This window comes from Plantactinospora sp. BC1, from assembly GCF_003030345.1.
Classification (GTDB): Bacteria; Actinomycetota; Actinomycetes; order Mycobacteriales; family Micromonosporaceae; genus Plantactinospora.
On sequence record NZ_CP028158.1, the window covers coordinates 1,119,358 to 1,144,168 of the forward strand.

Below are 24,811 nucleotides of genomic sequence, written 5' to 3' on the forward strand. Positions count from 1 at the left end.
CCCAGGGCAACCCCGTGTCGACGGAAGGGTGGTACGCGTGGCCGCCGACGGGAACCGGCCGGTCCAGGCCGACGGGAACCGGCTCCTCCGGCAGGCGATCGCGTACGGCGGCGGTTGGACCGTCGCCCTCGCGGCCGCCGCGCTGCTCGGCGCGGTGGCCGAACTGCTGTTACCGGCCGCGCTCGGGCTGGCCGTGGACGCCGCGCTCGGCGGGGCGGACCGGTGGTGGCCACTCGCCGCCTGCGGCCTGGTGGTGCTGATCGTCGCCACCGACACGCTGAGCAACCTGGCCGCCGGTGCCGGCACCGCCCGCACCACCGCCCGGCTGCGGCACCGGCTGCTCGGGCACCTGCTCGCCCTCGATCCGCGCCGCGCCACCCGCTATCCGGTGGGCGACCTGGTCGGCCGGCTGGTCGGACAGGCCGCCGACTCCGGCCAGGCCGGGAGCACGGTGGTATTCGGAGTGGCCGCCGCGCTCCCCCCGCTGGGCAGCGTCGTCGCGCTGCTGCTGCTCGACTGGCGCCTCGCAGTCACGTTCGGCGCCGGGCTGCTGCTGCTCGCCGCCGGCCTGCGCGCCTTCGTCACCGACGCCTCGGCCGCCGCCGCCGGCTATCTCGGGGTACAGGGTCGGATCGCCGGGCGGCTCGCCGAGGCGCTGCACGGCTCCCGCACCATCGCCGCCGCCGGCACCGTCCGCGCCGAGATCGACCGGGTACTGGAGCCGCTGCCGCAGCTGCGCGCCCACGGTATCCGCACCTGGACCACGCTGGCCCGGGCCTCCGGCCGGACGGCGGCGCTGGCCCCGCTGCTGCAACTGGCGATCGTCGCGGTCGGCGGCTGGTCGGTGGCGCAGGGGCGACTCACCCCGGGTCAGCTCTTCGCCGCCGTGCAGTACGCCGCGCTCGGCGCCGGGCTGGGCAGCATCGTCGCCACGCTCAACCGGCTGGTCCGGACCCGGGCCGGGGCGCAGCGGGTCGCCGCCGTACTGGCCGAGCCGCCGAGGTCGTACGGGACGGCGCCGCTGCCCGACGGTACCGGCCGACTGGTCCTCACCGGGGTGACCGTGTACGCCGACGACGGCCGTCCGGTGCTGGACGGAATCGACCTGCGGGTACCGCCCGGCGCGACCGTCGCCGTGGTCGGCCCCTCCGGAGCGGGCAAGTCGACCCTGGCCGCGGTCGCCGGCCGGCTGCGCGACCCCGACGCCGGCGAGGTACTCCTCGACGGGGTACCACTGCGCCGGCTCAGCCGCTCCGCGCTGCGGCAGGCGGTCGGATACGGCTTCGAGCGGCCGGTGCTGGTCGGCGAGACGATCGCGGAGGCGGTCACGCTCGGCTCCGCCGCCGGCTCCGAGGCGCGGCTCGGCGCGGTGGCCCGGGCGGCCGCGATCGACGAGTTCGTCGAGCGGCTGCCGGACGGCTACCAGAGCCGGCTCGACGCGACCCCGATGTCCGGCGGCGAGGCGCAGCGACTCGGGCTGGCCCGGGCCCTGCACGCGCAGCGGCTGCTGATCCTCGACGACGCCACCTCCAGCCTGGACACCGCCACCGAGCACCGGATCGCGGCGGCGGTCGCCGCGCACCCGGATCGGCGTACCCGGTTGGTCGTGACCCACCGGGTGGCCACCGCCGCCGCCGCGGAGCTGGTCGCCTGGTTGGACGGCGGCCGGCTGCGCGGCGTCGGCCCGCACCGTCGGCTGTGGCGGGATCCGGCCTACCGGGGCGTCTTCGCCGCTTCCGCGCCACCCCGGGCGGAGCCGGCGAAGCCGCCGGCCGAGCCACCGATCGGGCCCGCAGTGCCATCGGTCGAGCCGGCAGTGCCACCGGCCGAGGCGGCAGTGCCACCGGCCGAGGCGGCGGAGCCACCGGCCGAGGCGGCGGAGCCACCGGCCGAGGCGGCGGAGCCACCGGCCGAGGCGGCGGAGCCATCGGCCGAGGCGGTGCGATGAGCGGGGTCGCCCGGTTCACCGCCGCCGCGCTGCGCCGCCGGGCCCGCCCGCTCGGCCGGCTCGCCGGGTGGTCGGCCGCCGAGGCGCTGCCGACGCTGCTCGCCGGCTACCTGACCGCCCGGGCCGTCGACGACGGATTCCTGGCCGGCCGGCCGCAGACCGGGCTGGCCTGGCTGGGCGTACTGGCCGTGGCGGTGGTGATCGGCGCGGTCGGCACCAACCGGGCGTACGCCTGCCTCGGCGACGTCGTCGAGCCGTTCCGCGACGAGCTGGCCGGCCGGGTGGTCACCGGGGCGCTGCACCGGTCGACCGCCGCCGGAGCCCGGCCGGAGACCTCGGCGGTGGCCCGGCTGACCCATCAGGTGGAGATCGTCCGGGACACCTTCGCCGGACTGGTGATGGTGGTCCGGGGCTTTCTCTTCACCGCCGGGGCGGCCCTGCTCGGGCTCTTCTCGCTGACTCCGGTGGTGGCGGGGGTGGTCGCGGTACCGCTGGTCGCCGGGTTGGTGCTCTTCGCCGCCGCGCTGCCGGCGATGGTCGCCCGGCAGCGCGACTACGTCACCGCCGACGAGCGGCTCGGCGAGGCGGCCGGCGCGGCCTTCGCCGGGCACCGGGACGTGGTGGCCTGCGGCGCGCAGGAGATCGTCGCAAACCGGGTGGGCCGGCAGGTGGACCGGCAGGCCCGGGCCGAACACGCGCTGGCCCGGATGGCGGCGCTGCGCAGCCTCAGTCTCGCGGTCGGCGGCTGGCTGCCGCTGGCGGTACTGCTGCTGGCCGCCCCCTGGCTGGTCCGGCGTGGGCTCACCGCCGGTGCGGTACTCGGCGCCCTGGTGTACGTCGCCACCGGTCTCCAACCCGCGCTGCACGCGCTGGTGCAGGGCGTGGCCGGCGGCGGACTCCGGTTCGCGGTGACGCTGGACCGGATCCTCGCCGCCACCACGCTCGGATCCGACACCGACACACCCCCGAACGGTCTCGCCACTGTCGGTGCGGCCGACACCGCGCCGCCCCGCACCGGTGCCGCCGCCGGTATTGCGTACCGGGCCGGGTCGGCCTGGGCGGAGCTGCGCGAGGTCACCTTCCGGTACGGCCCACGGGCCCGCCCGGTCCTCGACGGCTTCGACCTCACCCTCGGCGAGGGGGCGTACCTGGCGGTGGTCGGGCCGAGCGGGGCCGGCAAGTCCACCCTGGCCGGGTTGCTCGCCGGGCTGCTCCGGCCGCAGGCCGGTACGGTGCTGCTCGGCGGGGCCCCGATCGGTGCCGCCGATCCGGCGACGCTGGCCCGGCACCGGGTGATGATCCCGCAGGAGGCGTACGTCTTCGCCGGTACGCTGCTGGAGAACCTGCGCTACCTCTGCCCCGGCGCGGGGCAGGACCGGGTGGACGCGGCGGTGCACCGGCTGGGCCTGCTGCCGCTGGTACGCCGGCTCGGCGGGCTGACCGCCACGGTGGACCCCACGGCGCTCTCCGCCGGGGAACGGCAACTCGTCGCGGCGGTCCGCGCCTACCTCTCCCCCGCGCCGCTGGCGATCCTGGACGAGGCGACCTGTCATCTCGACCCGGTGGCCGAGGCGACGGTCGAGGAGGTCTTCGGCACCCGCCCGGGCGCGTTGGTGGTGGTGGCGCACCGGATCAGTTCGGCGTTGCGGGCCCGGCAGGTGCTGATCCTCGACGGCGGCCGTCCGCTGTGCGGCCGGCACGACGAACTGCTGGCCCGTTCGGCGACCTATCGGGAACTGGTCGGGCACTGGCAGGGCGATCCCGTTTCCAGCGAGGTGCCCGCTATATAGAGTTGTCTCGATGGCAGCCATTCGGGCACTCGGGCCTAAGCAGGTACTCGGTCTCAGCGCGCTGTCGCACGACGCGTCGGCCTGTGTGGTCCGGGGTGCCGAGATCCTCTTCGCCGGCCACGCCGAACGGTACTCGCGCCGGAAGAACGATCCCGACCTCGCCCCGGGGCTGCTCGCCGAGGCGCTCTCCTTCGGCCGCCCCGACCTGATCGCCTGGTACGAGCACCCGTTGCGCAAGAAGCTGCGGCACGTACGGGCCGGGCAGTTCCGGCACGCCGTGGACGTCGAGGACCTGCCCCGCCGCTACCTGGCCCGGCTCGACCTGCCCGAACTGCGCGGCGTGCCGATCCGGTACGTCGGGCACCACCGTTCGCACGCCGCCGCCGGGCACTTCACCAGCGGCGAGCGGCACACCGCGGTGCTCACCGCCGACGCGATCGGCGAGTTCGAGACGTTCACCCTCGGCGAGTTCCGCGACGGCGTCTACCGGGTCTTCGCCCGTTGCCGCTATCCGCACAGCCTCGGACTGCTCTACAGCGCCTTCACCCGGCGCTGCGGGTTCAAGCCGAACGAGGAGGAGTTCATCGTGATGGGGCTGGCCGCGCTCGGTCGCCCCCGGTACGTCGGGCAGCTCAAGACGGACCTGATCGAACTGACCCCGCCCACCTTCCGGCTGCGTCGCAACGTGCACCGGGGCATCGGCGACTGGCAGCCCCGGGCCGATCCGGCGGACCTGGCGGCGAGCATCCAGGCGGTGACCGAGGAGGTGCTGCTCGGGGCGGCGCGCTGGCTGCGTAGCCGGGTCGACGCGGCGACGCTGACCGTGATGGGCGGGCTGGGGCTCAACTGTGTCGCCAACGAACTGCTCGCCCGGCACAGCGGGTTCGACCGGGTGACCCTGCTGCCGAACCCCGGGGACGCCGGGTCGAGCCTCGGCGCGGCGGCGGCGGTCCTCGGTCACCAGCTCGACTGGACCGGGCCGTACCTGGGGACCCTGATCGAGGGTGACTACCCGGTCGCGGCCCTGGCCGGGGCGCTGGCCACCCGAGGGGTGGTCGGGGTGGCACGCGGCCGGGCCGAGTTCGGTCCCCGGGCGCTGGGCAACCGCTCCCTGCTGGCCGACCCGCGCGGGCCGGACAGCCGGGACCGGGTCAACCGGGTGAAGGGGCGGGAACCGTTCCGCCCGTTCGCCCCGGTGGTCCGGCAGGAGGTCGCGGAGCGGTACTTCGACATGCCGGTCGACGCGTCGCCGTACATGCAGTTCACCGCCAGGTGTCGCGAGCCCCGGGCCTTCCCCGGCATCGTGCACGTGGACGGGACGTCCCGGGTGCAGACGGTGACCCGGCGGCAGCATCCGGGCCTCTACGACCTGCTCGGCGAGTACGAGCGGCGGACCGGCTGCCCGATCCTGCTCAACACCAGCCTGAACCTCAAGGGTGAACCGCTGGTCAACGACCGGGCGGACGCCCGCCGGTTCAGCAGCCGGACGGGTGTGCCCGTGCTCTGAGCCGCCCCGGCGGATCGGCGGTGTCGCGGATCAGTCCGGTGCCGCCGGCCGCCGGTAGACACCGTGCCACCAGATCAGCGCGAGTTCGCGGGCGAACGCGTCGTCGCCGCTGCTGTCCCCGCCGGAGCTGGCGATGTGGTCGATGATGGCGCTCTCGCCGCCCACCACGACGACCCGGGTGGCGGCGTCCACGTCGAGGTCGGCCGGGGCACGCCCCGCCCGTTGGTCCTCGGCGAGGAGCCGGACGGTGTTGTCGGAGAACCGCGCCACGCCGGTACGCCAGAACCGGCGTACCGCCGGGTCGTAGGCGGCGACCTCGTTGACGGCGTTGATCACGGCGGCGTACCGGCGGTGTATCCCGAGTAGTTGTCGGAAGGCGTCGACCAGGGCCTCGACGCCGCTCTCCGGTCGCCAGGCGCTCGCGATGTCGAAGTTGGCGGTCTGCATCGTCCCGGCCAGTCGCATGAGCAGTTCCGACTTGTCCCGGAAGTGGGTGTAGAAGGTCGAGCGGGCCACCCCGGCCGCCTCGGCGATCCGCTGTACCCCGAGCTCGGTGAAGCTCGTCCCCTCCGCCAACAGCCGCTCGGTCGCGGCGAGGACCTGGGCCTCGACCGTGGCGCGCCGGTCGGGGTCGGGCGCGCGGCGCCGGGTGATCGATGGCATGTGGGAAATCTTAGGTCGGCCCGCCGAGGCGGCGGCGAGGCGGCGGCGGGTCGCCGAGGAGCTGGTCAGGACCGGTGTACGGCGTCGGCGGAGCGACCTGGGAGGGCGCGCTAGCATTGCCTCGGACACTGTGTCCGACGCAGTGTCCGGGACGGCTTCGGTGACCGGGCAGGAGTGGCCCGGCGCCGCGATCGAGCACGACACAAAGGGGCAGACAGTGAAATACCGCCTACTAGGGCGTACCGGAGTATGGGTCTCGGAGATCTCGCTGGGCGCGATGACCTTCAGCGGGGAGAACCACCCGATCTACCGCCAGCTGGGCGCCCTGGGCCGGGAGGACGTCGACCGGATCGTCGGCACCGCCCTCGACGCCGGGATCAACTTCATCGATACGGCCGACGTCTACAGCGACGGCGAGTCCGAGGAGCTGCTCGGCCAGGTACTCGGGCAGCGGCGCCGGGACGTCGTACTCGCCACCAAGGTGCACGCGCCGATGGGGACCGGCCCCAACGACAACGGCCAGTCCCGGCTGCACGTCATGCGGGCACTGGAGGACAGCCTGCGCCGGCTGCGGACCGACCACATCGACCTGTACCAGATCCACAACTTCGACCACCTGACCCCGTTCGAGGAGACGCTGCGTGCCCTCGACGACGCCGTACGCCAGGGCAAGGTCCGCTACGTCGGCTGTGCCAACCTGGCCGCCTGGCAGGTCAGCCGGGCGCTCGGCATCTCCGCCCGGCACGACTGGGCCGGGTTCGTCTCCGTCCAGGCGCACTACTCGCTGGTCGGCCGGGACGCCGAACGGGACCTGCTGCCGATGGCCGAGGCGGAGGGCGTCGGGCTGACGGTCTGGAGCCCGCTGGCCGGCGGCTTCCTCGCCGGCAAGACCGACCGGACCGGAACGGTCGCCGAGGACGGCTCCCGGCAGGCGCATCCGGAGTACTCCCAGTTCCCGCTGATCGACCCGGCACGCGGGCACGAGGTGCTCGACGTACTCCGGACGGTCGCCGCCCGGCACCAGGTCAGCCCGGCCCGGGTCGCGCTCGCCTGGCTGCTGGCCCGCCCGGCGGTCACCAGCGTCATCGTCGGCGCCCGCCGGCTCGACCAGCTGACCGACAACATCGCCGCGACCGAGCTGGCCCTCAGCCCGCAGGACCTCGCCGACCTCGACGAGGTGAGCAGCCTGCCGCCGGCCTATCCGAACTGGATCCAGCAGGCCTTCGCCGGCGCCCGCACGCCCCGGTAGGGCCGACCGGCGTCCCCCGGTAGGGCCGACCGGCGCCCGGGGCACGACGGCGGGCGGGACGGCGACCGTCCCGCCCGCCACCGGCCTGCAATCTCCGGTCCCTCCCGGTGCCGCACCGGACCGGACGGTTCAGATCCAGCCCCTCTCCCGGGCGATCCGGATCGCCTCGATCCGGGTACGCGCACCGGTCTTGCCGGCGATCCGCGACAGATGGTTACGCACGGTACCGGCGGAGAGGGACAGCTTGCTGGCGATCTCCACCACCGGCCACCCCTCGGCGGCGATCTCCAGCACCTCCACCTCCCGTTCGGTGAGCGGGTTGTCCCGGGCCAGCGCCGCGACCACCAGATCGGCGTCCACCACGGACCCCCCGCAGGCGAGCCGACGTACCGCCTCGATCACCCGCTCCGGGCCGACGTCGCTGCCGAGGAACCCGAGGCGCTGGCACTGGGCACGTAACGCGTCCCCGAGCACCCTCGGTCGACGCGGGTCCACCAGTACCAGTACCGGAGGCGGTTCGGACGGTGCGGCCCCGTTGGAGAGGGCCCCCGCCCCGAAGAGCTTGACGTCCGCGATGGCCACGTCGGGACGCTGCATCCGCAGCGCCGTGCCGATGTCCTCGGCTCGGTCGACCTCCGCGACGACCTCGATGTCGTCCTGAGTGGTCAGCACGAAGGCCAGGGCGCCACGGATGAGAGCGCCGTTCAGCGCGAGCAGCGTTCGTATCACGTTCCCCCCTGCTACTTGTCATCGCTAGATCACCCCGCGTGAACATTCAAACACGAGCACGCCGAGTGCGCCCGTTGGAGCGACCGGGGCCGCCGACGCGTTCCTCGCCGTCGGCCCCGGCCCAGGATGTGCCGGTGACGGGGCCGGTCAGATCCAACCCGCCCGCTGGGCCTGCCGGACCGCCTCCAGCCGGTTCCGCGTCCCGGTCTTGCGCAGGATCATCGAGAGGTGGTTACGCACCGTGCCGTGCGCCAGGTAGAGCCGACGGGCGATCTCCTTCAGCGGCAGGCCCTCGGCGACCACCCGCAACACCTCCAGCTCACGGCTGGTGAGCGGGCTTTCCGGCGGGTTCAGCGCGGCTACGGCGGCGACCGGGTCGAAGACCCGCTCGCCGAACGCCACCGCCCGGACCAACCGGGCCAGCTCCGCCGGGGGCAGGTTCTTGTCGACGAAGCCCCGGGCACCGGCCCGGATCGCCCGTTGCAGCGCCTCCGGGGTCAACTGGGTACTCAACGCCAGTACCGCACTGCCCGGCGCCTCCACACCGAGCTGCGCCACCACGTCGAGCATGTCGGCACCCGGCAGCTCCATGTCGACCACGACGACGTCCGGCCGGCGCCGACGGGCGACCGCCACCAACTCGCCCGGCTCGTGGAGGTCCGCCACCACGTCCAGGTCCTCCTCACTCGACAACACCGCCCGCAACGCCCCCCGCAACAAACCCATCTCCTCAACGATCACAATCCGGATCACGAGGTCACTCCGATCTCGGTACACGACTCAGCGACAACCTCGACGTCCGAGCGGGTCACCACCCGACCGGAGCCGATCACGAGCACGATTGAGTACGGCGCCGTCGGTCGGGCCCGCCACCTCGACGGGTACGGCGGTGCCCGGTGCACCGACGGAGGCTTCCACCGGGTGCCCGCAGGAACGGGCCGGCCACGGCGGAGACGGAGGAAGCGACCGGAAGTACGGCCGCCGGGGCGGATCAGCCAGGCAGCGCTGGTACGCCCGGCGACCGGCCGGTGGGACTGGCACCTCCGCCGGGCAGAACCGACGGAGATCGTGTGGTCGGCTGCCAGCCGGGCGTGGCCGGCAGTGCGGCGGCCTGTCCGCCACTGGACTGCGTGGGCCCGGCCTGCTGGGTGCCGGCACCGCTGTCGACGGGTGGATGGGGCGTGGACGGCAACCCGGGATTGGTGTCCCGGGCGACGGCACGCGGAACCGACGGACGGCTCGCGCCCGCCGCGCTGCCGGCACCCGGATCGAGCGGCTGCCGCAGCGGCGCGGAGAACGTGGGCGGTTCGAGGGGAACCGGGACCGGGGCGGCCGGCTGGGCCTGTGCCGGCGCGGAGACCGGTGGCCACGGCACGGCGGGCGCCGGAGCCGGCTGCGCCGGTTGGTCTGCCAGGAGCCGGGGCGACGGTGCGTCGAGGCGGCCGCCGTGCGGTACGTCACGGACGACGGGCACGCTGCCCACGATCTCCGGTACCGTGCCGAGCAGCTTGGGCCACCGTTCGGCCGCTGCCGGGACGCCCGCCACCACCTCGGGCAACGCCTCCAGCACCAGCGGCACCCCGGCCACCACGTCCGGAACCGCTCCGGCCAGCACGGGCACCCCGGCCGCCAGCTTCGGCACCACGGCGGTGAGCGCAGGTATCCCGGCCGTCAGGTCCGGGACCACCTCGGTCACCACGGGCAGTGCGGGCGGCGTCTCGGGGAGCACCGTCCGAAGCGGAGTGCCGAGGACGGTGGCCGGTTGGACGGTCTCGGCCGTGGCCCGGTCCGGCCGGATCGGGGCGCTCCCGTCCCGCGATCGGGACGTGGAGGCCGATCCTCCGGCGCCCGGCGCCGGTTCGCCGCGCTCCGGGTCGGGCGCGGAACCGTCGCGTGTGGACCGGCCGGCGGAGTGCTGCCGCTGCGGCCGCGACGCGGGTCCATCCCGCTCGGCCCCGGTCGCCGGCCGGGCCCGCTCCCGACGGGACCCCTCGGGCCGGGTCCGCTCCGAACGGGTGGACTCCGAACGGGACCGCTCAGGACGGGCGGACTCCGAACGGGACGGTTCCGAACGGGTGGATTCCGGACGGGTCCGGGTCGGGCCGGAAGTGGGGCGATCGGTCTCGGGTGTCGCTTTTCGAGGCAACTGAACGTGATCGTCGAGCAGTCCCGGCAATCCCGGCGCGACCGTCTCGACGAGCGAGCCGAGCGGTCGCGGTGCGGTCGCCGACGCGTCGCGGTCGCTGGCGAGCGCCGGCCCGTCGAGCATGCCGAGAAGGACGTACCCGGCCAGCGCACCGCCGCCGAGCAGGGCGACTCGGGTCAGCAGTCGGACGGTACGCCTACCGGAGCCCGGCCTGCCCGGACCCGGCACGCGCCGGACTGCTGAGACCAGGGCCATGTCGCGAAAGCGCTCCTCGAGTCGGCGGACAGGAACGAAAGCGTAACGCAGTGTCTATCACGATGCACCCGACGGGCCACGCCGGCTCGCGGGCGCGGCGAGGAGTATTGGTTCACTCACGCCGTACCCGGCGGTACGGCTGGGACGGAGCACAAGGGGCGGTCGAGACGGTGCACGGTGTACCGCCGAGTCAGCCAGCTTCGGTCGCGATCCGTCCGGCCGATCGGCGGGCCCGGGCTGTCCTATGGTGAGTGGATGACGGCACCGCGCCCGCCCGCACTGCCCATCGTGCAGTTCCGGAGCCGGGCCGGGAGCGTCGACCTCGGTTGGGGACATCCGCACCCGGCGGCGCTGCCGGTGGACGCCTGGGCCGAGGCGACCCGTTCGGCGCTGCGCCGCCACGGCGCGGCCGCGCTCACCTACGGCCACTCGGCCGGCCCTGGGCCGCTGATCGAGTGGCTCTGCGAACGGCTGGCCGAGGTGGACTCGGTGGCACCGGAACCCGAGCAGGTCTTCGTCACCGCTGGCGCGTCCCACGCGCTCGACCTGGTCGCCTCGGTGCTCTGTCGGCCCGGCGACGTCGTACTGGTCGACTCCCCCACCTACCACCTGGCGCTGCGGGTCGTCGCCGACCACCGGGTCGACATCGTGCCCGCCCCCGCCGACGAGGAGGGGATCGATCCCGCCGCCACCGCCGACCTGATCCGGGCGCTCACCCGACAGGGCCGGCGGGTGGCGATGATCTACCTGGTACCGACGTTCAACAACCCGACCGGTCGGTGCCTGCCGGCGGAGCGCCGTACCGCCCTGGTGGCGGTGGCCGCCCGCACCGGCGTACCGGTGGTGGAGGACGACACCTATCGGGAACTCGCCTATCCGCCGCCGGCACCGGCCTCGCTGTTCAGCGGTGCCGAACCGGGGACGGTGGTCCGGATCGGGTCGTTCGCCAAGAGCGTCGCGCCCGGACTGCGGCTCGGCTGGCTCACCGGGGCCGCATCCCTGGTCGCGGCGGTGACCGCACGGGGCTACGTGGACAGTGGCGGCGGGGTCAACCACGCCAGCGCGCTGGCCCTGGCCGAGTTCGCGGCGTCCGGCGCGTACCGGCGGCACGTGGCGGCGATCCGGATCCGGTACCGCCGGCACCGCGACGTGCTGGTGGCGGCCGTACGCGCCGAGCTGCCGCAGGCCGAGTTCACCGTACCCGGGGGTGGCTGGTTCCTCTGGCTGCGGCTGCCGCACCCGCGCGGCGGTACCGAACTGCTGCCGTACGCGGAGGCTGCCGGGGTCTCGTACCTGCCCGGCCGGCAGTTCTTCGTGACCGACACCGGGCACCGCCACCTGCGGCTGTCGTATTCGATGTGTGATCCGGAGACGTTGGCCGAGGGGGTACGCCGGCTCGCCGTGGCCTACCGGGAGGCCGGACTGTCGACCCGGCCCACCCCGCTGCCGGGCTGAACCGGGGGCGGCACCTTCCCGGGGCGGTTCAGTTCTGCCGGCCGGAGCCGGTGAGCCGGCGCCACGCCGGGCCGACCTTCCATCTCGCCATCCCGGCCAGGTCGCGGGCGTGTTCGAAGACGTCCGGCCGGGTGGCGCCCCGCTCGACCGCGCGGTCGAGGTCGTGGCCGCAGCGCACCAGTACGGTGTCGAAGTCCCGGCGTACCGGTTCCAGCAGTTCGTAGCCGAACGCCCGGTACTGGCGGGCGAAGAGCGCGCGGTAGGGCCGTACCCCCTCGTGCAGCCCCGACCCGTACGCCATCGGCTCCCTCGGCCGGTCCCGGACGTACTGCGGCAACAGGTCGGCGTAGGCGTGCCGGAGCAGCCACTGTCGCCGGCCGTCCCGCAGTTTCAGCTCGGCCGGCAGCCGCATCGCCAACTCGACCAGGGAGAGGTCGAGGAAGGGCAGCCGGGCCTCCACCGCGTGTCCGAGGCTGGTCCGGTCCACCCGCTGCAACCCGGTCCGGCAGAGGTTGCGGAGCCGGTGTCGGAAGAGCCGGCCGGCCGCTTCCGGACCGACCCGGCCGGAGCCCGGATGCCCGCCGAAGAGGTCGTCGGCGCCGTCTCCGGTGAGTACCATCCGGACGCCGAGGTCCCGGACCCGCCGGAAGAGCGGGACCGAGACGACCGCGTCGATCAGGTCGGCGTACTCGGTGAGTTCGGAGATCCGGATGGCCGCCCGGATGTCGTCGAGCCGGACGTCCCGGGGCTGTATCTCGATCACCTCGTGGTGCACGCCGAGGTCGGCGGCGAGCCGGCGGGCGGTCCGCACGTCCGGGCTCTCCGGTATGCCGACGGTGAACGCCACGCAGTCGTGGTGGAACTCCCGGACGTGCAGCAGGGTGAGGGTGCTGGCCAGCCCACCGGAGAGCAGTACTCCGACGGTGAGGTCGGTGTCGACCCGGACCCGGACGCTGTCCCGGACGGCCTCGCGGAGCAGTGCCGCCGCCTCCCCGGTGTCCCGGACCGGTGGCTGCCCGGCGCCGGACCGGGCCAGGTCCAGGTAGGGCACCAGCTCGGGCCCGCTGCCGGCGTCGGCCCAGCCGTGGTGTCCGGGTGGCAGCTCCGAGATCGGCGCGCCGACCGGCACCAGCGCCTTGACCTCGGAGGCGACGTGCAACCGGCGCAGGTGCCGGGACCAGTAGAGCGGTCGCACCCCGAGCGGGTCGCGGGCCAGGTAGAGCCGTCCGGTGGCGGTGTCGGCGAGCGCGAGGGCGAACTCGCCGCGCAGCCGGGTGACCGCCTCCGGTCCCCAGGCCAGGAACGCCTCCAGGACGACTTCGGTGTCGCTCTCGGTGCGCGGCGCCCGGCCGAGCCGGCGCAGTTCGGCGGCGAGTTCCCGGTGGTTGTAGACCTCGCCGTTGTAGCAGAGCAGCCACCGGCCGTCGGCGGAACTCCAGGGTTGCACCGCCCGCTCCCGGTCGACGATCCGCAGCCGCTGGACGCCGGCCAGCAGGTCGGGGCCGAGCCTGGTCTCGGCCAGGTCACCGCGTGGGGTGAGTTCGGCCATCATCCGGTGGAAGGTGCGGCGGTCGGCGCCGGGACCGAGCAGAAGGACGATGCCGGACATGCCGCTCAACCTCCCAGTGCGGTCAGGAAGTCCCGGCGCAGCCGGTTGGCCGCGCGCGGGCTGACACAGACGTGCCAGGTCTGACCCTCGTCGATCACGTTGACGTCACCCCAGCCCTGCCGCTCGCGCAGCAGGGCGGCGACCATCCCGGGCGCGTCGAGGCGGCGCAGCCAGGACATTTCAAGATCCATCGCGTACCCGAGGCAGTGCCCGCTGGGCAGCATGGCCGCGTACCCGAGGGCCCGGAGCCGGTGTTGGTGCTCCAGGCTGCGGGCGAGGCTGGTCACCCGGAGCGGCGGGGTGGGGCCGGGACGGCGCCGGCGGAGGTCGACGGCGAGTTGGTTGAGCAGGGCCACCACCTCGGGCCGGGTTCGGGTGGTCCGTGGTCCGGTGCCGGCCGCCGGTACGGCGGCGCGGCCGGCCGGCGGTGTCCCGGGTGGCCGGACCTGGCGCCGGAGCGCTCGGGCCGCCCGGCCGAGCAGGTGCCCGGCCGGTCGCCGGTAGCGGAACCGGAGCAGGTCGGTGCGGCGCAGCGTGTCGAGGTCGACCAGTTCCGCGCAGCGGTGCAGGTCGGCGTCGGTCGAGAAGCCGGGCAGGTGTCCCCACCACATGGCGTCGATCCGGGAGAGCAGGTAGATCCGGATCAGCCCGGCGAGGTCGCGGGCGGCGCTGCGGTTGTTCGGCCGGTAGTCCCGGATCTCCCGGACGAGCCGGTGCGCGGCGTCGGCGGCGCCGCCGGGCAGTGTCCCGAGTACGGCGGCGAAGTCGGGGCCGGTGATCCGGTCCGTGAGGGTCCGCTCCAGTCTGGGCAGTTCGTCGCGGCCGGTGTGGCCGGCCACCTCGGCGAGCAGCTCCGCGACCGCCGCCCGGTAGCCGACCAGTTCGGAGAGGGACGCTCCGCTGGCCGGGCGCAGGGTACGGCCGGCGGTCCCGCGCGACTGCTGCTGCCCGCTGGGCCGGATCGGTGATCCGATCTCCCCGGCGACCTCTTGGCTGGGCATGTCCGGCCTCTCCCAGGTTTCGGCGTGACCCCGAAAAATACTGCCGGTTTTGACCGTAACACCCGTTAAACCGGAAAAATGCATCTTGCTCCGGCTGGTCGACGCCAGCGCTCCGATACTTGGAACGTTTTACCGCTGCATTGACGGGCGTAGATCAATCTCCTACCCTTCCTCACAAGCTTTTCGTACTCGCACCCTCGCCCCGTCCGATGCCGTCTACGGCGCGCTGGTCCCGGGAGGTTTCACGCCCATGATGAAACGTTTCAGAAGCGTGGTGGCGACTGGCGCCGCGCTCGTCTGCCTCGGCGCACTGCTCGCCGGCTGTGGCGGCGGCGACTCCGAGTCCGGCTCGGCCACCCTCCGGTACTCCTGGTGGGGCAATGCCGAACGCGCCGAGCTGATGAAGCAGGCGATCGCGCTCTTCGAGTCGAAGAACCCGGGCGTCAAGGTCACACCGAGCTTCCAGGAGTACGAGGCGTACTGGCAGAAGATGGCCACCGAGACGGCCGGCGGCAACGCACCGGACGTACTCCAGATGGACTTCTCCTACCTGCGCGAGTACGCCGACCGGGGTGTGCTCTACGACCTGGGGAAGCAGACCGGCGACAACCTCGTACTGACCGACCTGCTCCCCGGCTTCCAGGGCGCGGGCGAGGTCGACGGCGCCCTGTACGGCGTACCGGTGGGCGGAAACACCTGGAGCCTGTACTACAACCCGGCGATCTTCGCCAAGGCCGGCGTACCGGAACCGGCCGCCGGCTGGACCTGGCAGGACTACCGGAGCGGCATGGCGAAGATCACCGAGGCGACCGACAGCTACGGCGGCGGCAACTACACCGGCATCATCTACAACCTCGAAGCGCGGCTGCGCCAGCAGGGCGGACAGCTCTTCACCCCGGACGGCAAGCTCGGCTTCACCAGGGAGCAGCTCAGCGCGTTCTGGACCGAGGGCCAGGAACTGATCAGGGCCAAGGTGGTGCTGCCGGTCGACAAGGCGGTGCAGATCAAGCCCCGCTCCGGCTTCGTCGACGACCTGATCGCCTCCGAACTCGGCTGGGACAACTTCCTCGTCCGGTACGCGGCCGAGGTCAAGACCCCGTTGAAGCTGGCCCCGGTGCCGACCGACAACCCGGGACAGCTCGGCCAGTACCTGAAACCGGCAATGCTGCTCAGCGCCTCCAGCCGGACGAAACACCCGGAGGCGGCGGCCAAGCTGATCTCGTTCCTGATCAACGACCCCGAGGTCGGCCGGATCTTCGGCGGCAACCGAGGCCTGCCGGCGACCAACGCCCAGCGCGCCGCCGCCCAGCTCCAAGGCCCACTGGCCGAGGTCGCCGCCTTCGAGAAGAGCATCGCCGACCAGTTGTCCAAGGCTCCCCCGGCACCGCCGAAGGGTGCCGGCGGGGTCGAGGCGGCCTTCATCCGGATCAGCGAGGAACTCCACTACGGCCGGATCACGGTCCCCCGGGCAGTGGACGAGTTCTTCACCGAGGCGGAGCAGAAGCTCGGTTCCTGAAGCGGTGGCAGCGCCGGCCCGGAGGGAGCGCCAGCAGCGCATGACGACCAGCCAGACAGCCGTACGCCGGGACGAGCCGGCCGGTCCGGCGCCGCGCCCCCGCCGGGCCGGCGCCGGACCGGGACGACGGGGGCGACGGCCGGGTGACGGACCGGCCGGCTATCTGTTCCTGTCCCCGTGGATCATCGGCATGCTGCTGTTGACCGTCGGGCCGATGGCCGCCTCGCTCTACCTCTCGTTCACCGACTACAACCTCTTCACCGCCCCGGAGTGGGTCGGACTGGAGAACTACCGGCGGATGTTCGACGACTCGCGCTGGCTCCAGTCCGTCCGGGTCACCGGCGCGTACGTGCTGGTCGCCGTACCCGTCAAGCTGGCCGCCGCGCTCGCGGTGGCGCTGCTGCTGCACCAGCGCCGCCGGGGCGAGGGCTTCTACCGGGCGGCGTTCTACGGGCCGTCGCTGATCGGGGCCAGCGTCAGCGTGGCGATCGTCTGGCGGGCACTGTTCAGCGACGACGCGGTGGTCGACCGGCTGCTCCGCGCCGTCGGCATCGACATCGGCGGCTGGGTCGGCAATCCCGACCTCTCGCTGCTGATGCTGGTGCTGCTCGCCGTCTGGCAATTCGGCGCGCCGATGGTGATCTTCCTGGCCGGGCTGAAGCAGGTGCCGACCGAACTCTACGAGGCCGCCCAGGTCGACGGGGCCGGCCGCTGGCGCCGCTTCCGGTCGGTGACGCTGCCGATGATCTCGCCGGTGCTCTTCTTCAACCTGCTGCTGGAGACCATCAACTCCTTCCAGATCTTCACCTCGGCGTACGTCATCGGCGGCCGGAACGGCAGCCCGGCCGGCTCGACCCTCTTCTACACCGTCTACCTCTACGACCGCGGCTTCGCCGACTTCCAGATGGGCTACGCCTCGGCGCTGGCCTGGATGCTGCTGCTCGGCGTGGGCCTGGTGACCGCGTTCCTGTTCCGGACCGCCCGGGGCTGGGTGCACTACGCCGGAGACCAGCGATGACCACCACCGAGGTACCCCGGACCGGAACGCCGCCCCCGACGGTGGCCGGACGCCCCGCCGCACCGCGCCGCCGCTGGGGCAGCCTGGCCTGGCACCTCGGGGCGCTGGCGATCCTGGCCGTGCTCCTCTACCCGGTCGGCTGGCTGGTGGCCGCCTCGTTCAAGCCGTCCCAGTCCATCCTCGGCAGCCTGGAACTGCTGCCGACCGAACCGACGGCGGCGAACTACCGGCGGGCCGCCGACGGGCTCGCCGGGATCGGCGTACTGCGGTTCTTCGGCAACTCCGCCCTGCTGGCCGGGCTCTCGGTGGTCGGCACGGTCGTCTCGTCGGCGCTCGCCGGCTACGCCTTCGCCCGGCTGCGCTTCCGGGGCCGGGCCACGATGTTCGCGCTGATGATCTCGACGCTGCTGCTACCGTTCCACGTCCTGATCATCCCGCAGTACGCGGTCTTCCAGCGGCTCGGCCTGGTCGACACCTACCTGCCGCTGCTGGTCGGCAAGTTCCTGGCCGGCGAGGCGTTCTTCGTCTTCCTGATGGTGCAGTTCATGCGGACCATCCCCGCCGAGCTGGACGAGTCGGCCCGGATCGACGGCGCCGGCCACTGGGCCACGTTCTGGCACATCGTGCTGCCGCTGTCCCGCCCCGCCCTGGTCACCACGGCCATCTTCACCTTCATCTGGAGCTGGAACGACTTCTTCGGCCCGCTGATCTATCTCAGCACCCCGGAGAAGTACCCGCTGCCGCTGGCGTTGCAGCTCTACATCGACCAGACCACCATCTCCGACTACGGGGCGCTGATGGCGATGTCGATGCTGGCCCTGGTGCCGGTCATCCTCTTCTTCCTCTTCTTCCAGCGGTTCCTGGTGCAGGGCGTCGCCACCTCCGGGCTGAAGGGGTGACCGACCGCACCGGCTGAGTAGGGGTACTCGGGTCCGGGCCCGGTCGATGGTGGAGAGTCGGGGGATGACCGAACGGCAGCCGGCCCAGGCCCGGCACACCCCGCTCTGGATCGTCGGACTCGCCGGCCTCACCGCGCTGGCGTACTGGGCGTTCCTCGGCTGGGACCAGCAGAAGGAGACGGATCCGGTGACTGGGACGCAGACCGGGCCGTACTCCGCCTGGCCGGTGGTCGGGCTCGGGGTGGTCCTCGCCGTACTGGTCTTCGAGGCGGGGCGCCGGGGCCGGCCCTGGCTGGCCGGCGTGGTCGTGCCGGCCGTACTCACCGTGGCGTTCTCGGTCGACGCCGCGACCGATCCGGACGCCGACGGGCTCTGGGTGATCGGTGCGGTGCTCGTGGCGCTCGGCTCGGCACTCGGCACCGGACTGGTCGCCGCGCTCGGCGCCTACGCGGGCCGACGCCGCCGCTGAACTCGTACCGCCGGGGCCGGATCGTCAGGCGCGGGCGGAGAGGGGGCGTTCGGTGGGATCGTCGATGGGTGGGCCGCTGTCGTCCGGCGCGATCCGCGCCGGGGCGGGCGGCACCGCGCCGCCCGCACGGCGGTGGGCCCGGCTGACCGGGCCCTGGTCCGCCCGGATCCCTAGCGCCGGCCGGCGGGTTCGCCGTCGAGCAGCGGGTCCGGCTCCTGCCGCCGGATCATGTACTGCGCGGTGAGGGTGTCCACCCCGGTGCCCCGGGCACTGTTCGGCCGGTACGTGACCGTCGCGGCCAGCGCCGAGGCCGCCTCGACCACTCCGGCCCGCCAGGTGCCGGACCGGTAGACCCAGACCGGGTCGGTCGGCCGGTAACTGGCGGTGGAGTCGATCTCCGCCGGGTTCCGTCGGTGCGGATCCACGTTGGGTACTGGCATCTTGTCACTGCCCTCCTGACTCGGCACCGGGTGTCGTCTCGATCAGTTCACGGGGCACGGCCGGCGTGCCGGTGGTCTCGCCGGTACTGCTCGACCGGGCGAGCTGCGCCTGGCTCTGCACGTACCCCCCGAGCGGGCCGACGCAACCGGCCGCGTCGACATCGCCCGGGGCGAGCCGGGCCCGCCGGGTCTTCACCCGGTACATCGCGGCGTCGGCGAGGTCGAGCACCTCGGCCAACTGCGCGCAGCCGTGCACCGGGGCCAGTCCGATCGACGCGGTGACCCGCAGGTCGCGCTCGGCCACCTGGATCGGCGCGGAGAGCAGTTCCGCGAGCCGTCGCGCGGACTGGTGCAGCCAACGGCCGTCGGCACGGGTCCCGGCGAGCAGCCCGGCGAACTCGTCGCCGCCGAGCCGGGCCACCAGGTTGTTGCCCGCGTACGCGGCGAACCGCCAGGCGACCGCGACCAGCACCTGGTCCCCGGCGGCGTGCCCGAACCGGTCGTTGATTTGCTTGAAGTCGTCGAGGTCCAGGACCACCGCGACCAGCGGCGGCCGGCCGGGATCGGCGACCAGTGCGGCGCCGATCTGATAGAAGGCCCGCCGGTTGAGCAGCCCGGTCAGCGGGTCGTGGGTGGCCGCGTGCCGTTCCGACTGCAACTCCTCGCGGAGCCGGACCACCTCCGCCTGGGCCAGCCGCACCTGGCCGCGCATCCGCCAGGCCGCGCCGAGGCCCGCTACCGCGGCGGCGCCGGCCGCGAGGGTGAAGGGATCCACGGTGTCGTGTCCCTTCAGGAGACCCGGCGCGGGGCGCGGTCGTGGGCCGGACCCGGACCGTGTCCGAAGGCCGGTTGCCGGGAGTAACTGGTGACTGTCCGTGATCCAAGTTCGCGTACGCCAGCACGGGCCGAAACTGCGCCGTTGCGATCCGTTGGCGACCATCTGCCCAGGCAGGCGCGCGTGTCGGCGATCTTGCCTGGTCCCCGACGCTTCGGTTGCGCTGGCAACGGCCCCCCGCCTCCATCACGAAAAGTGAACAAACGGACACACCCTTACCGCGCTATCATGCTCGCTGTCAGGTGCAGGCGCAAGAGCGAATGCACGTGCAGATGGTCATGCAGAGATGACCAGACGGATGCTCCACGCACCGTCACGGCTGAGGACGCGTCCACGGGGAGGAATCAGTACGCAGTCGGGCCTACGCGACGCCCACCGCCCCCAGCCCTCCGGAACCCCCAGAAAGACTGGCGATGATTCAGACGTACAACGGCATGTCCACCGGCCAGCTGCCCACCCTCGCCTGGCAGAAGAGCCGCCGCAGCAACCCCAGCGGAAACTGCGTCGAGATGGCCGAGTTGCCCGGCGGCGCCGGTATCGCCGTCCGCAACTCCCGGGACCCCGACGGCCCGGCGCTGATCTACACCATCGACGAGATCACCGCCTTCATCCTCGGCGCCCGCGACGGGGACTTCGACAACCTCATCGGTTAGCCGACCGTACCTACGGCGTCCGGTACGCCGACACCACCGTTCGCCACCGTCCCGACACGCTCGGCGCGAGCCCCGACTGTACGAGGGTCGAGAAAATTAGCGCGTTGGGTCTACCCTCCTCACCGTCCAGCCATGGCATGCTTACCGACGGATTTGGCCCAGCCCTCGGTGGGCTGCGTCGAGCATGTGTGGAGGCGACACGTGACGATGGCTCCATCCGGCCATGACTCGGTCCCGGACGGCGAGGTCGCCGACGGTGGACCGATCGTCGATGGTGGGCCGGTCTTCGCGGGTGGAGCCGCCGACCCCGGGATGGCGGGCGGCCCCACCGTGCTGCGAATCCTGCTCGGCAGCCAGTTGCGGAAGCTGCGGGAGGCCAGGGGCGTCAGCCGCGAGGACGCGGGCTGGGAGATCAGGTCGTCCGGGTCCAAGATCAGCCGGATGGAGCTGGGCCGGGTGGGATTCAAGGAACGCGACGTCGCCGATCTGCTGACCCTCTACCAGGTGACCGACGAGAGCGAACGCTCCGCCCTGCTCGCCCTGGCCCGGCAGGCCAACAACCCCGGCTGGTGGCACCGGTACGGCGACGTGCTGCCCAACTGGTTCCAGTCCTACCTCGGCCTGGAAGCCGCCGCCGCGCTGATCCGGGCCTACGAGGTGCAGTACATTCCCGGGCTGTTGCAGACCCGGGACTACGCCCGGGCCGTCGTGCTGCTCGCCCACGACGGTGCCCCGCCGGACGAGATCGAACGGCGGGTCGAACTTCGGATGGACCGGCAGAAGGTGCTGACCCGACCGGGCGCGCCGCAGCTCTGGGCCGTGGTGGACGAGGCGGCGCTGCGCCGCCCGATCGGCGGGGTCGGCGTGATGCGCGGCCAGCTCGAGCACCTGATCGAGGTCGGCAAGCTGCCGAACGTGACCGTCCAGGTGATCCCGTTCCGGGCCGGCGGGCACGCCGCGGCGGGTGGCGCGTTCAGCCTGCTCCGCTTCCCCGACCAGGAGCTGCCGGACGTCGTCTACATGGAACAGCTCACCAGCGCGCTCTACCTCGACAAGCGCGACGACGTGGACTACTACGCCGCCGCGATGGAACGGCTCTGCGTCGAAGCCGTCCCGCCGACCGAGACCCCGGCGTTCCTCCGCGCGGCCCTGGCCGACCTCGAGTCCTGAGCCCCGGTCGCCGCTCCCGCGGCCAGACCCGGTTCGGCGCTCCGTCCGGTCCACCGGGGCCGGATGGGCCACACTACCGATATGACTTCCCGCCGCCTCGCTGGCGCCGTCGCCCTGGTCACCGGCGCCTCCTCCGGAATCGGCGCCGCCGCCGCCCGGCGGCTGGCGGGTGCCGGCGCGCGGGTCTTCCTCAGCGGCCGCGACCCGGAACGGCTCGCGGCGGTCGCCGCCGCCTCAGGGGGTACGGCGATCCCGTGCGACCTGACCGACCCGGAGCGGACGAAGGCGCTCGCCGGACGGGTACTCGACTGTGCCGGACGGGTCGACATCCTGGTCAACAACGCCGGGCAGGGCTTCGCCGGGCCGCTGACCGGGATGACCGACGCCCAGATCCAGGCGCTGGTGGCGGCGAACCTGACCGCCCCGATGCTGCTCGCCCGGGCGGTGCTGCCCGGGATGCTCGACCGGGGCAGCGGGCGGCTCGGCTTCGTCGGCTCCATCGCCGGCCGGCTCGGCGTACGCGAGGAGGCGGTCTACGCCGGCACAAAGGCCGGGCTGAGCGTCTTCGCCGACAGCCTGCGCAAGGAGACGACCGGTCGGGGCATCGTGGTCACCGAACTCGTCCCCGCCGTGGTGGACACCCCGTTCTTCGCCCGCCGGGGCCGACCGTACCCGCGCCGCCGCCCCCGGCCGGTGCCGGCGGAACGGGCCGCCGACGCCCTGCTCACCGGCATGCTCACCGGCCGGCACGAGGTCTGCCTGCCACGCTGGATGGTGCTGCCGATCGCGGTCCGGGCCACCCTGCCGGCCACCTACCGCCGGCTCGCCGACCGGTTCGGCTGACCGCCCCGCGCCGGGCGGCCAGCCTGCACCGGTCAGTTGGCGCGGATCGCCCGGATCGACTGGCGCAGCGACGACATCGTGGCGAGCACGGCCGTCGGCTCGTACCCGCAGTGCGCCATGCAGTTGGCGCAGCGGGCGTCCCGCCCCCGGCCGTACGCCGACCAGTCGGTGGTCTCGATCAGCTCCCGGTACGTCTGCGCGTAGCCGTCGCCGAGCAGATAGCAGGGGCGCTGCCAGCCGAAGAGCGAGTACGACGGGATGGCCCAGGCGGTGCAGGAGAAGTCGACCTTGCCCTCCAGGAAGTCCAGGAAGAGCGGCGAGTGGTTCAGCCGCCACTTCTTCCGGCGCCCCTCGCCGAACGCCTTCTTGAACATCGCCCGGGTCTCCGCGACACCGAGGAAGTGCTCCTGGTCCGGCGCCTTGTCGTAGGCGTACGCCGGGGAGAGCATCATCTGGTCGACGCCCAGGTCGTCGTTGAGGTAGTCGAGTACCTCGATCACCGTCTGCGGGGTGTCGGTCGAGAAGAACGTCGTGTTGCTGGTGACCCGGAAGCCGCGCCGCTTCGCCTCCCGCACCGCCTCGACCGCCTCGTCGAAGACGCCCTCCTTGCAGACCGAGGCGTCGTGCCGCTCCCGCAGCCCGTCGATGTGCACGGCGAAGGAGAAGTAGCGGGACGGGGTGAACTTGTGCAGCTTCTTGCGCAGCAGCGCCGCGTTGGTGCAGAGGAAGACGTACTTGCGGCGCTTGACGAGTTCGTTCACCAGCCGGTCGATCTCCGGGTGCATCAACGGCTCGCCGCCGGCGATGGAGACCATCGGCGCCCCGCACTCCTCGATCGCGGCGAGCGCCTGCTCCACCGGCATCCGGCGCTTCAGCACGTCCGCCGGGTGCTGGATCTTGCCGCAGCCGGCGCAGGCCAGGTTGCAGGCGAAGAGCGGCTCCAACTCGACGAGCAGCGGAAAGTGCGTCCTCCGACGCAGCTTCTGCTCCATCAGATAGCGGCCGACCCGCAGGCTCTGGCGCAGTGGCATGCCCATCGTCAGCACCCCGTTCCGGTCGGCCGGTCGATCGGCGCGCGGCTGTCCCGCGCGACGCTGCGCGAACTGGTCCCCGTCATGGCGTTCGGATCTCCTTGGGAAGGGTGAAGTGCACATCCTCGGTACGGGTGCTGTGCTCCCGTACCGCGTCGGCGCCGAGCCCGGCCAGCGCCGCCACGGTCTGGTCGACCAGCCACGGCGGAGCCGACGCACCGGCGGTCACGCCGATCGTCCGGGCCCCGGCGAGCCAGCGGAGGTCGACCTGCTCCACGTCGTCGACCAGGTACGCCGGGGTGCCCCCGCGCTCGGTCACCTCGACCAGGCGCCGGGAGTTCGAAGAGTTGGCCGAGCCGAGCACCAGCACCACGTCGGCGACGGCGGCCACCTCGCGCAACGCCGCCTGCCGGTTGGTGGTGGCGTAGCAGATGTCGTCCGAGGAGGGTCCGGTCAGCGCGGGGAACCGCCGCCGGAGTACGTCGAGGACCCCGGCCACCTCGTCCACGGCCAGGGTGGTCTGCACCAGGTACGACACCCGGTCCGGGTCGGCGACCTCGATCCGTTCCGCGTCGCCGACCGACTCCACCAGGGCGATCCGGCCGGGCACCTCGCCGAGGGTCCCCTCGGTCTCCTCGTGCCCGGCGTGCCCGATCAGCAGCACCGTGTTGCCCCGCCCGGCGAACCGGCGGGCCTCGCTGTGCACCTTGGTCACCAGCGGACAGGTCGCGTCGATCACCGGCAGTCCCCGGTCGGCGGCGGCGGCCCGGACCGCGGGCGCCACCCCGTGCGCGGAGAAGACCGTCGTCGCGCCGTCCGGGATCTCGGTCAGCTCGTCGACGAAGACCGCGCCCCGGCGTTGCAGGTCGGCGATGACGTGCAGGTTGTGCACGATCTGCTTGCGGACGTAGACCGGCGGGCCGTGCCGGTCCAGCGCCTGCTCCACCACGCTGATCGCCCGCTCCACCCCGGCGCAGAACGACCGGGGGGCGGCCAGTACCACCTGCCGGGCGGTGGTCGCCGCCGCCCACTCCGACAGGGCCGGGCCGAGCCGCGGCAGCACCCGCAGCGCCGCGATCACCCGGCCGAGCGTCGCCGGCCGGTACAGCGGATGCGGTGGCACGTCGGCGACCACCCGTACGCAGGCGACCGGGCGGCCGGCGGCACCGGCCAGCAGCGCCGCCGACTCGGTGTCCACCGCGATCGCGCCGGTGGCGGCCAGCCGGGTCCGGTCCGCGCCGTCGACGATCCGCCGGCTGGTCACCACCGGTCCGAGGTGGACGGTCAGGCCACGTCGGCGCAGCGCCGCCGCGATCATCGGGGCGGCCGGGCAGGGCACCGGGGCACCGCCGACGACGCCGGCCCGGCGTACCTCGGTGGCCACCACCACGTCGCCGGTGCGCAACGTCGGCACCAGGCCACCGGCGATGCCGGCCACCGCCAGCGCGGCGGCGTCGCTGCGGCCGGCGGCGACCGTCGCCCGGGCCGGTCCCCGACCGGTACGCCGCAGCGGTGCGCCCGGCGGCAGGCCGCGCCGCAGCGCGATCGCCTCCGCCCGCATCGGTGCGAACAGCACCCAGTTTCC

At 73.2% G+C, this 24,811-nt stretch carries 21 protein-coding genes and 1 pseudogene; 12 read left to right on the plus strand and 10 right to left on the minus strand.

Going from position 1 to position 24,811, the window contains the following annotated elements; genetic code table 11:
- Window positions 1-37 precede the first annotated feature (37 nt).
- From C6361_RS04665 to C6361_RS38955, 3 genes are read left to right on the plus strand one after another with little or no spacing between them, the layout of a single operon-like run.
- Complete coding sequence (locus C6361_RS04665; protein WP_107266874.1) at window positions 38-1,948, plus strand: ABC transporter ATP-binding protein; 1,911 nt, start codon at window positions 38-40, stop codon at window positions 1,946-1,948.
- Window positions 1,945-3,738, plus strand: a complete 1,794-nt coding sequence (locus C6361_RS04670) for an ABC transporter ATP-binding protein (protein ID WP_107266875.1) — start codon at window positions 1,945-1,947, stop codon at window positions 3,736-3,738. Before C6361_RS04665 ends, C6361_RS04670 begins: the two co-directional genes overlap by 4 nt.
- Before the next feature lie 10 nt (window positions 3,739-3,748).
- On the plus strand, window positions 3,749-5,245 hold the full coding sequence (locus tag C6361_RS38955) for a carbamoyltransferase C-terminal domain-containing protein (protein ID WP_107266876.1): 1,497 nt from the start codon (window positions 3,749-3,751) through the stop codon (window positions 5,243-5,245).
- 30 nt (window positions 5,246-5,275) lie between these two features.
- Here C6361_RS38955 and C6361_RS04680 read toward each other — a convergent pair whose 3' ends face one another.
- Window positions 5,276-5,908, minus strand: a complete 633-nt coding sequence (locus C6361_RS04680) for a TetR/AcrR family transcriptional regulator (protein ID WP_159079173.1) — start codon at window positions 5,906-5,908, stop codon at window positions 5,276-5,278.
- A gap of 160 nt (window positions 5,909-6,068) precedes the next feature.
- On the opposite strand from C6361_RS04680, the gene C6361_RS04685 reads away from it, so the two are divergent.
- Window positions 6,069-7,157, plus strand: coding sequence for an aldo/keto reductase (locus tag C6361_RS04685; RefSeq protein ID WP_199853247.1), 1,089 nt, complete (start codon window positions 6,069-6,071; stop codon window positions 7,155-7,157).
- A 129-nt stretch (window positions 7,158-7,286) separates the two neighbouring features.
- Here the strand turns inward: C6361_RS04685 and C6361_RS04690 are convergent, their stop codons facing one another.
- The 3 genes from C6361_RS04690 to C6361_RS36845 all read right to left on the minus strand — a co-directional run bounded on the left by C6361_RS04690 (window position 7,287) and on the right by C6361_RS36845 (window position 9,615).
- Entirely contained in the window at window positions 7,287-7,886 is a 600-nt protein-coding gene (locus C6361_RS04690; RefSeq protein WP_107255952.1) for a response regulator transcription factor, read from the minus strand.
- Window positions 7,887-8,033: 147 nt separating this feature from the next.
- On the minus strand, window positions 8,034-8,663 hold the full coding sequence (locus C6361_RS04695; RefSeq protein ID WP_304598524.1) for a response regulator transcription factor: 630 nt from the start codon (window positions 8,661-8,663) through the stop codon (window positions 8,034-8,036).
- A 214-nt stretch (window positions 8,664-8,877) separates the two neighbouring features.
- Complete coding sequence (locus tag C6361_RS36845; RefSeq protein ID WP_159079174.1) at window positions 8,878-9,615, minus strand: hypothetical protein; 738 nt, start codon at window positions 9,613-9,615, stop codon at window positions 8,878-8,880.
- A gap of 927 nt (window positions 9,616-10,542) precedes the next feature.
- Here C6361_RS36845 and C6361_RS04705 point away from each other — a divergent pair.
- On the plus strand, window positions 10,543-11,742 hold the full coding sequence (locus tag C6361_RS04705) for a PLP-dependent aminotransferase family protein (protein ID WP_107266879.1): 1,200 nt from the start codon (window positions 10,543-10,545) through the stop codon (window positions 11,740-11,742).
- A gap of 28 nt (window positions 11,743-11,770) precedes the next feature.
- On the opposite strand, the gene C6361_RS04710 is transcribed toward C6361_RS04705, so the two are convergent.
- Together C6361_RS04710 and C6361_RS04715 are read right to left on the minus strand one after the other, a co-directional pair.
- Complete coding sequence (locus tag C6361_RS04710; protein WP_107266880.1) at window positions 11,771-13,351, minus strand: asparagine synthetase B; 1,581 nt, start codon at window positions 13,349-13,351, stop codon at window positions 11,771-11,773.
- A gap of 5 nt (window positions 13,352-13,356) precedes the next feature.
- The gene (locus C6361_RS04715) at window positions 13,357-14,352 is read right to left on the minus strand and encodes a hypothetical protein (RefSeq protein WP_107266881.1); all 996 of its coding nucleotides are present in this window, start codon (window positions 14,350-14,352) and stop codon (window positions 13,357-13,359) included.
- Window positions 14,353-14,602: 250 nt separating this feature from the next.
- On the opposite strand from C6361_RS04715, the gene C6361_RS04720 reads away from it, so the two are divergent.
- The 4 genes from C6361_RS04720 (at window position 14,603) to C6361_RS04735 (ending at window position 18,254) form a co-directional block, all read left to right on the plus strand.
- A complete protein-coding gene (locus tag C6361_RS04720) occupies window positions 14,603-15,868 on the plus strand; it encodes an ABC transporter substrate-binding protein (RefSeq protein ID WP_107266882.1) in 1,266 nt (421 codons plus the stop codon).
- Between the two features lie 40 nt (window positions 15,869-15,908).
- The gene (locus C6361_RS04725) at window positions 15,909-16,886 is read left to right on the plus strand and encodes a carbohydrate ABC transporter permease (RefSeq protein ID WP_107266883.1); all 978 of its coding nucleotides are present in this window, start codon (window positions 15,909-15,911) and stop codon (window positions 16,884-16,886) included.
- Window positions 16,883-17,785: a carbohydrate ABC transporter permease gene (locus tag C6361_RS04730; protein ID WP_107266884.1), complete on the plus strand. Its 903-nt coding sequence runs from the start codon at window positions 16,883-16,885 to the stop codon at window positions 17,783-17,785. The genes C6361_RS04725 and C6361_RS04730 overlap by 4 nt, the downstream gene beginning before the upstream one ends.
- Window positions 17,786-17,849: 64 nt before the next feature.
- Entirely contained in the window at window positions 17,850-18,254 is a 405-nt protein-coding gene (locus C6361_RS04735; RefSeq protein WP_107266885.1) for a hypothetical protein, read from the plus strand.
- A gap of 170 nt (window positions 18,255-18,424) precedes the next feature.
- On the opposite strand, the gene C6361_RS04740 is transcribed toward C6361_RS04735, so the two are convergent.
- Window positions 18,425-18,694 (minus strand): hypothetical protein, encoded by a 270-nt coding sequence (locus C6361_RS04740; RefSeq protein ID WP_107255961.1) that lies wholly within the window; start codon window positions 18,692-18,694, stop codon window positions 18,425-18,427.
- A gap of 187 nt (window positions 18,695-18,881) precedes the next feature.
- A pseudogene (locus C6361_RS04745) lies at window positions 18,882-19,469 on the minus strand (GGDEF domain-containing protein); the annotation flags it as partial.
- A gap of 473 nt (window positions 19,470-19,942) precedes the next feature.
- Here C6361_RS04745 and C6361_RS04750 point away from each other — a divergent pair.
- From C6361_RS04750 to C6361_RS04760, 3 genes are all read left to right on the plus strand, one after another.
- Window positions 19,943-20,182, plus strand: a complete 240-nt coding sequence (locus C6361_RS04750; protein ID WP_107255963.1) for a DUF397 domain-containing protein — start codon at window positions 19,943-19,945, stop codon at window positions 20,180-20,182.
- 312 nt (window positions 20,183-20,494) lie between these two features.
- On the plus strand, window positions 20,495-21,352 hold the full coding sequence (locus C6361_RS04755; RefSeq protein ID WP_107263560.1) for a helix-turn-helix transcriptional regulator: 858 nt from the start codon (window positions 20,495-20,497) through the stop codon (window positions 21,350-21,352).
- 81 nt (window positions 21,353-21,433) lie between these two features.
- On the plus strand, window positions 21,434-22,195 hold the full coding sequence (locus C6361_RS04760) for an SDR family oxidoreductase (RefSeq protein ID WP_107255964.1): 762 nt from the start codon (window positions 21,434-21,436) through the stop codon (window positions 22,193-22,195).
- A 32-nt stretch (window positions 22,196-22,227) separates the two neighbouring features.
- Here the strand turns inward: C6361_RS04760 and hpnH are convergent, their stop codons facing one another.
- Together hpnH and ispH are read right to left on the minus strand one after the other, a co-directional pair.
- Window positions 22,228-23,232, minus strand: a complete 1,005-nt coding sequence (hpnH, locus tag C6361_RS04765; RefSeq protein WP_107263561.1) for an adenosyl-hopene transferase HpnH — start codon at window positions 23,230-23,232, stop codon at window positions 22,228-22,230.
- A 76-nt stretch (window positions 23,233-23,308) separates the two neighbouring features.
- The gene (gene ispH / locus C6361_RS04770) at window positions 23,309-24,802 is read right to left on the minus strand and encodes a 4-hydroxy-3-methylbut-2-enyl diphosphate reductase (RefSeq protein ID WP_234359323.1); all 1,494 of its coding nucleotides are present in this window, start codon (window positions 24,800-24,802) and stop codon (window positions 23,309-23,311) included.
- Window positions 24,803-24,811 lie beyond the last annotated feature (9 nt).

Excerpts from the sequence above, each read along its gene's own strand:
- C6361_RS04670 (WP_107266875.1), top strand. The coding sequence starts at position 1,945 with ATGAGCGGGGTCGCCCGGTTCACCGCCGCCGCGCTGCGCCGCCGGGCC.
- C6361_RS38955 (WP_107266876.1), top strand. The coding sequence starts at position 3,749 with ATGGCAGCCATTCGGGCACTCGGGCCTAAGCAGGTACTCGGTCTCAGC.
- C6361_RS04680 (WP_159079173.1), bottom strand. The coding sequence starts at position 5,908 with ATGCCATCGATCACCCGGCGCCGCGCGCCCGACCCCGACCGGCGCGCC.
- C6361_RS04705 (WP_107266879.1), top strand. The coding sequence starts at position 10,543 with ATGACGGCACCGCGCCCGCCCGCACTGCCCATCGTGCAGTTCCGGAGC.
- C6361_RS04710 (WP_107266880.1), bottom strand. The coding sequence starts at position 13,351 with ATGTCCGGCATCGTCCTTCTGCTCGGTCCCGGCGCCGACCGCCGCACC.
- C6361_RS04715 (WP_107266881.1), bottom strand. The coding sequence starts at position 14,352 with ATGCCCAGCCAAGAGGTCGCCGGGGAGATCGGATCACCGATCCGGCCC.
- C6361_RS04720 (WP_107266882.1), top strand. The coding sequence starts at position 14,603 with ATGATGAAACGTTTCAGAAGCGTGGTGGCGACTGGCGCCGCGCTCGTC.
- C6361_RS04725 (WP_107266883.1), top strand. The coding sequence starts at position 15,909 with ATGACGACCAGCCAGACAGCCGTACGCCGGGACGAGCCGGCCGGTCCG.
- C6361_RS04730 (WP_107266884.1), top strand. The coding sequence starts at position 16,883 with ATGACCACCACCGAGGTACCCCGGACCGGAACGCCGCCCCCGACGGTG.
- C6361_RS04735 (WP_107266885.1), top strand. The coding sequence starts at position 17,850 with ATGACCGAACGGCAGCCGGCCCAGGCCCGGCACACCCCGCTCTGGATC.
- C6361_RS04740 (WP_107255961.1), bottom strand. The coding sequence starts at position 18,694 with ATGCCAGTACCCAACGTGGATCCGCACCGACGGAACCCGGCGGAGATC.
- C6361_RS04750 (WP_107255963.1), top strand. The coding sequence starts at position 19,943 with ATGATTCAGACGTACAACGGCATGTCCACCGGCCAGCTGCCCACCCTC.
- C6361_RS04755 (WP_107263560.1), top strand. The coding sequence starts at position 20,495 with ATGGCGGGCGGCCCCACCGTGCTGCGAATCCTGCTCGGCAGCCAGTTG.
- C6361_RS04760 (WP_107255964.1), top strand. The coding sequence starts at position 21,434 with ATGACTTCCCGCCGCCTCGCTGGCGCCGTCGCCCTGGTCACCGGCGCC.
- hpnH (WP_107263561.1), bottom strand. The coding sequence starts at position 23,232 with ATGGGCATGCCACTGCGCCAGAGCCTGCGGGTCGGCCGCTATCTGATG.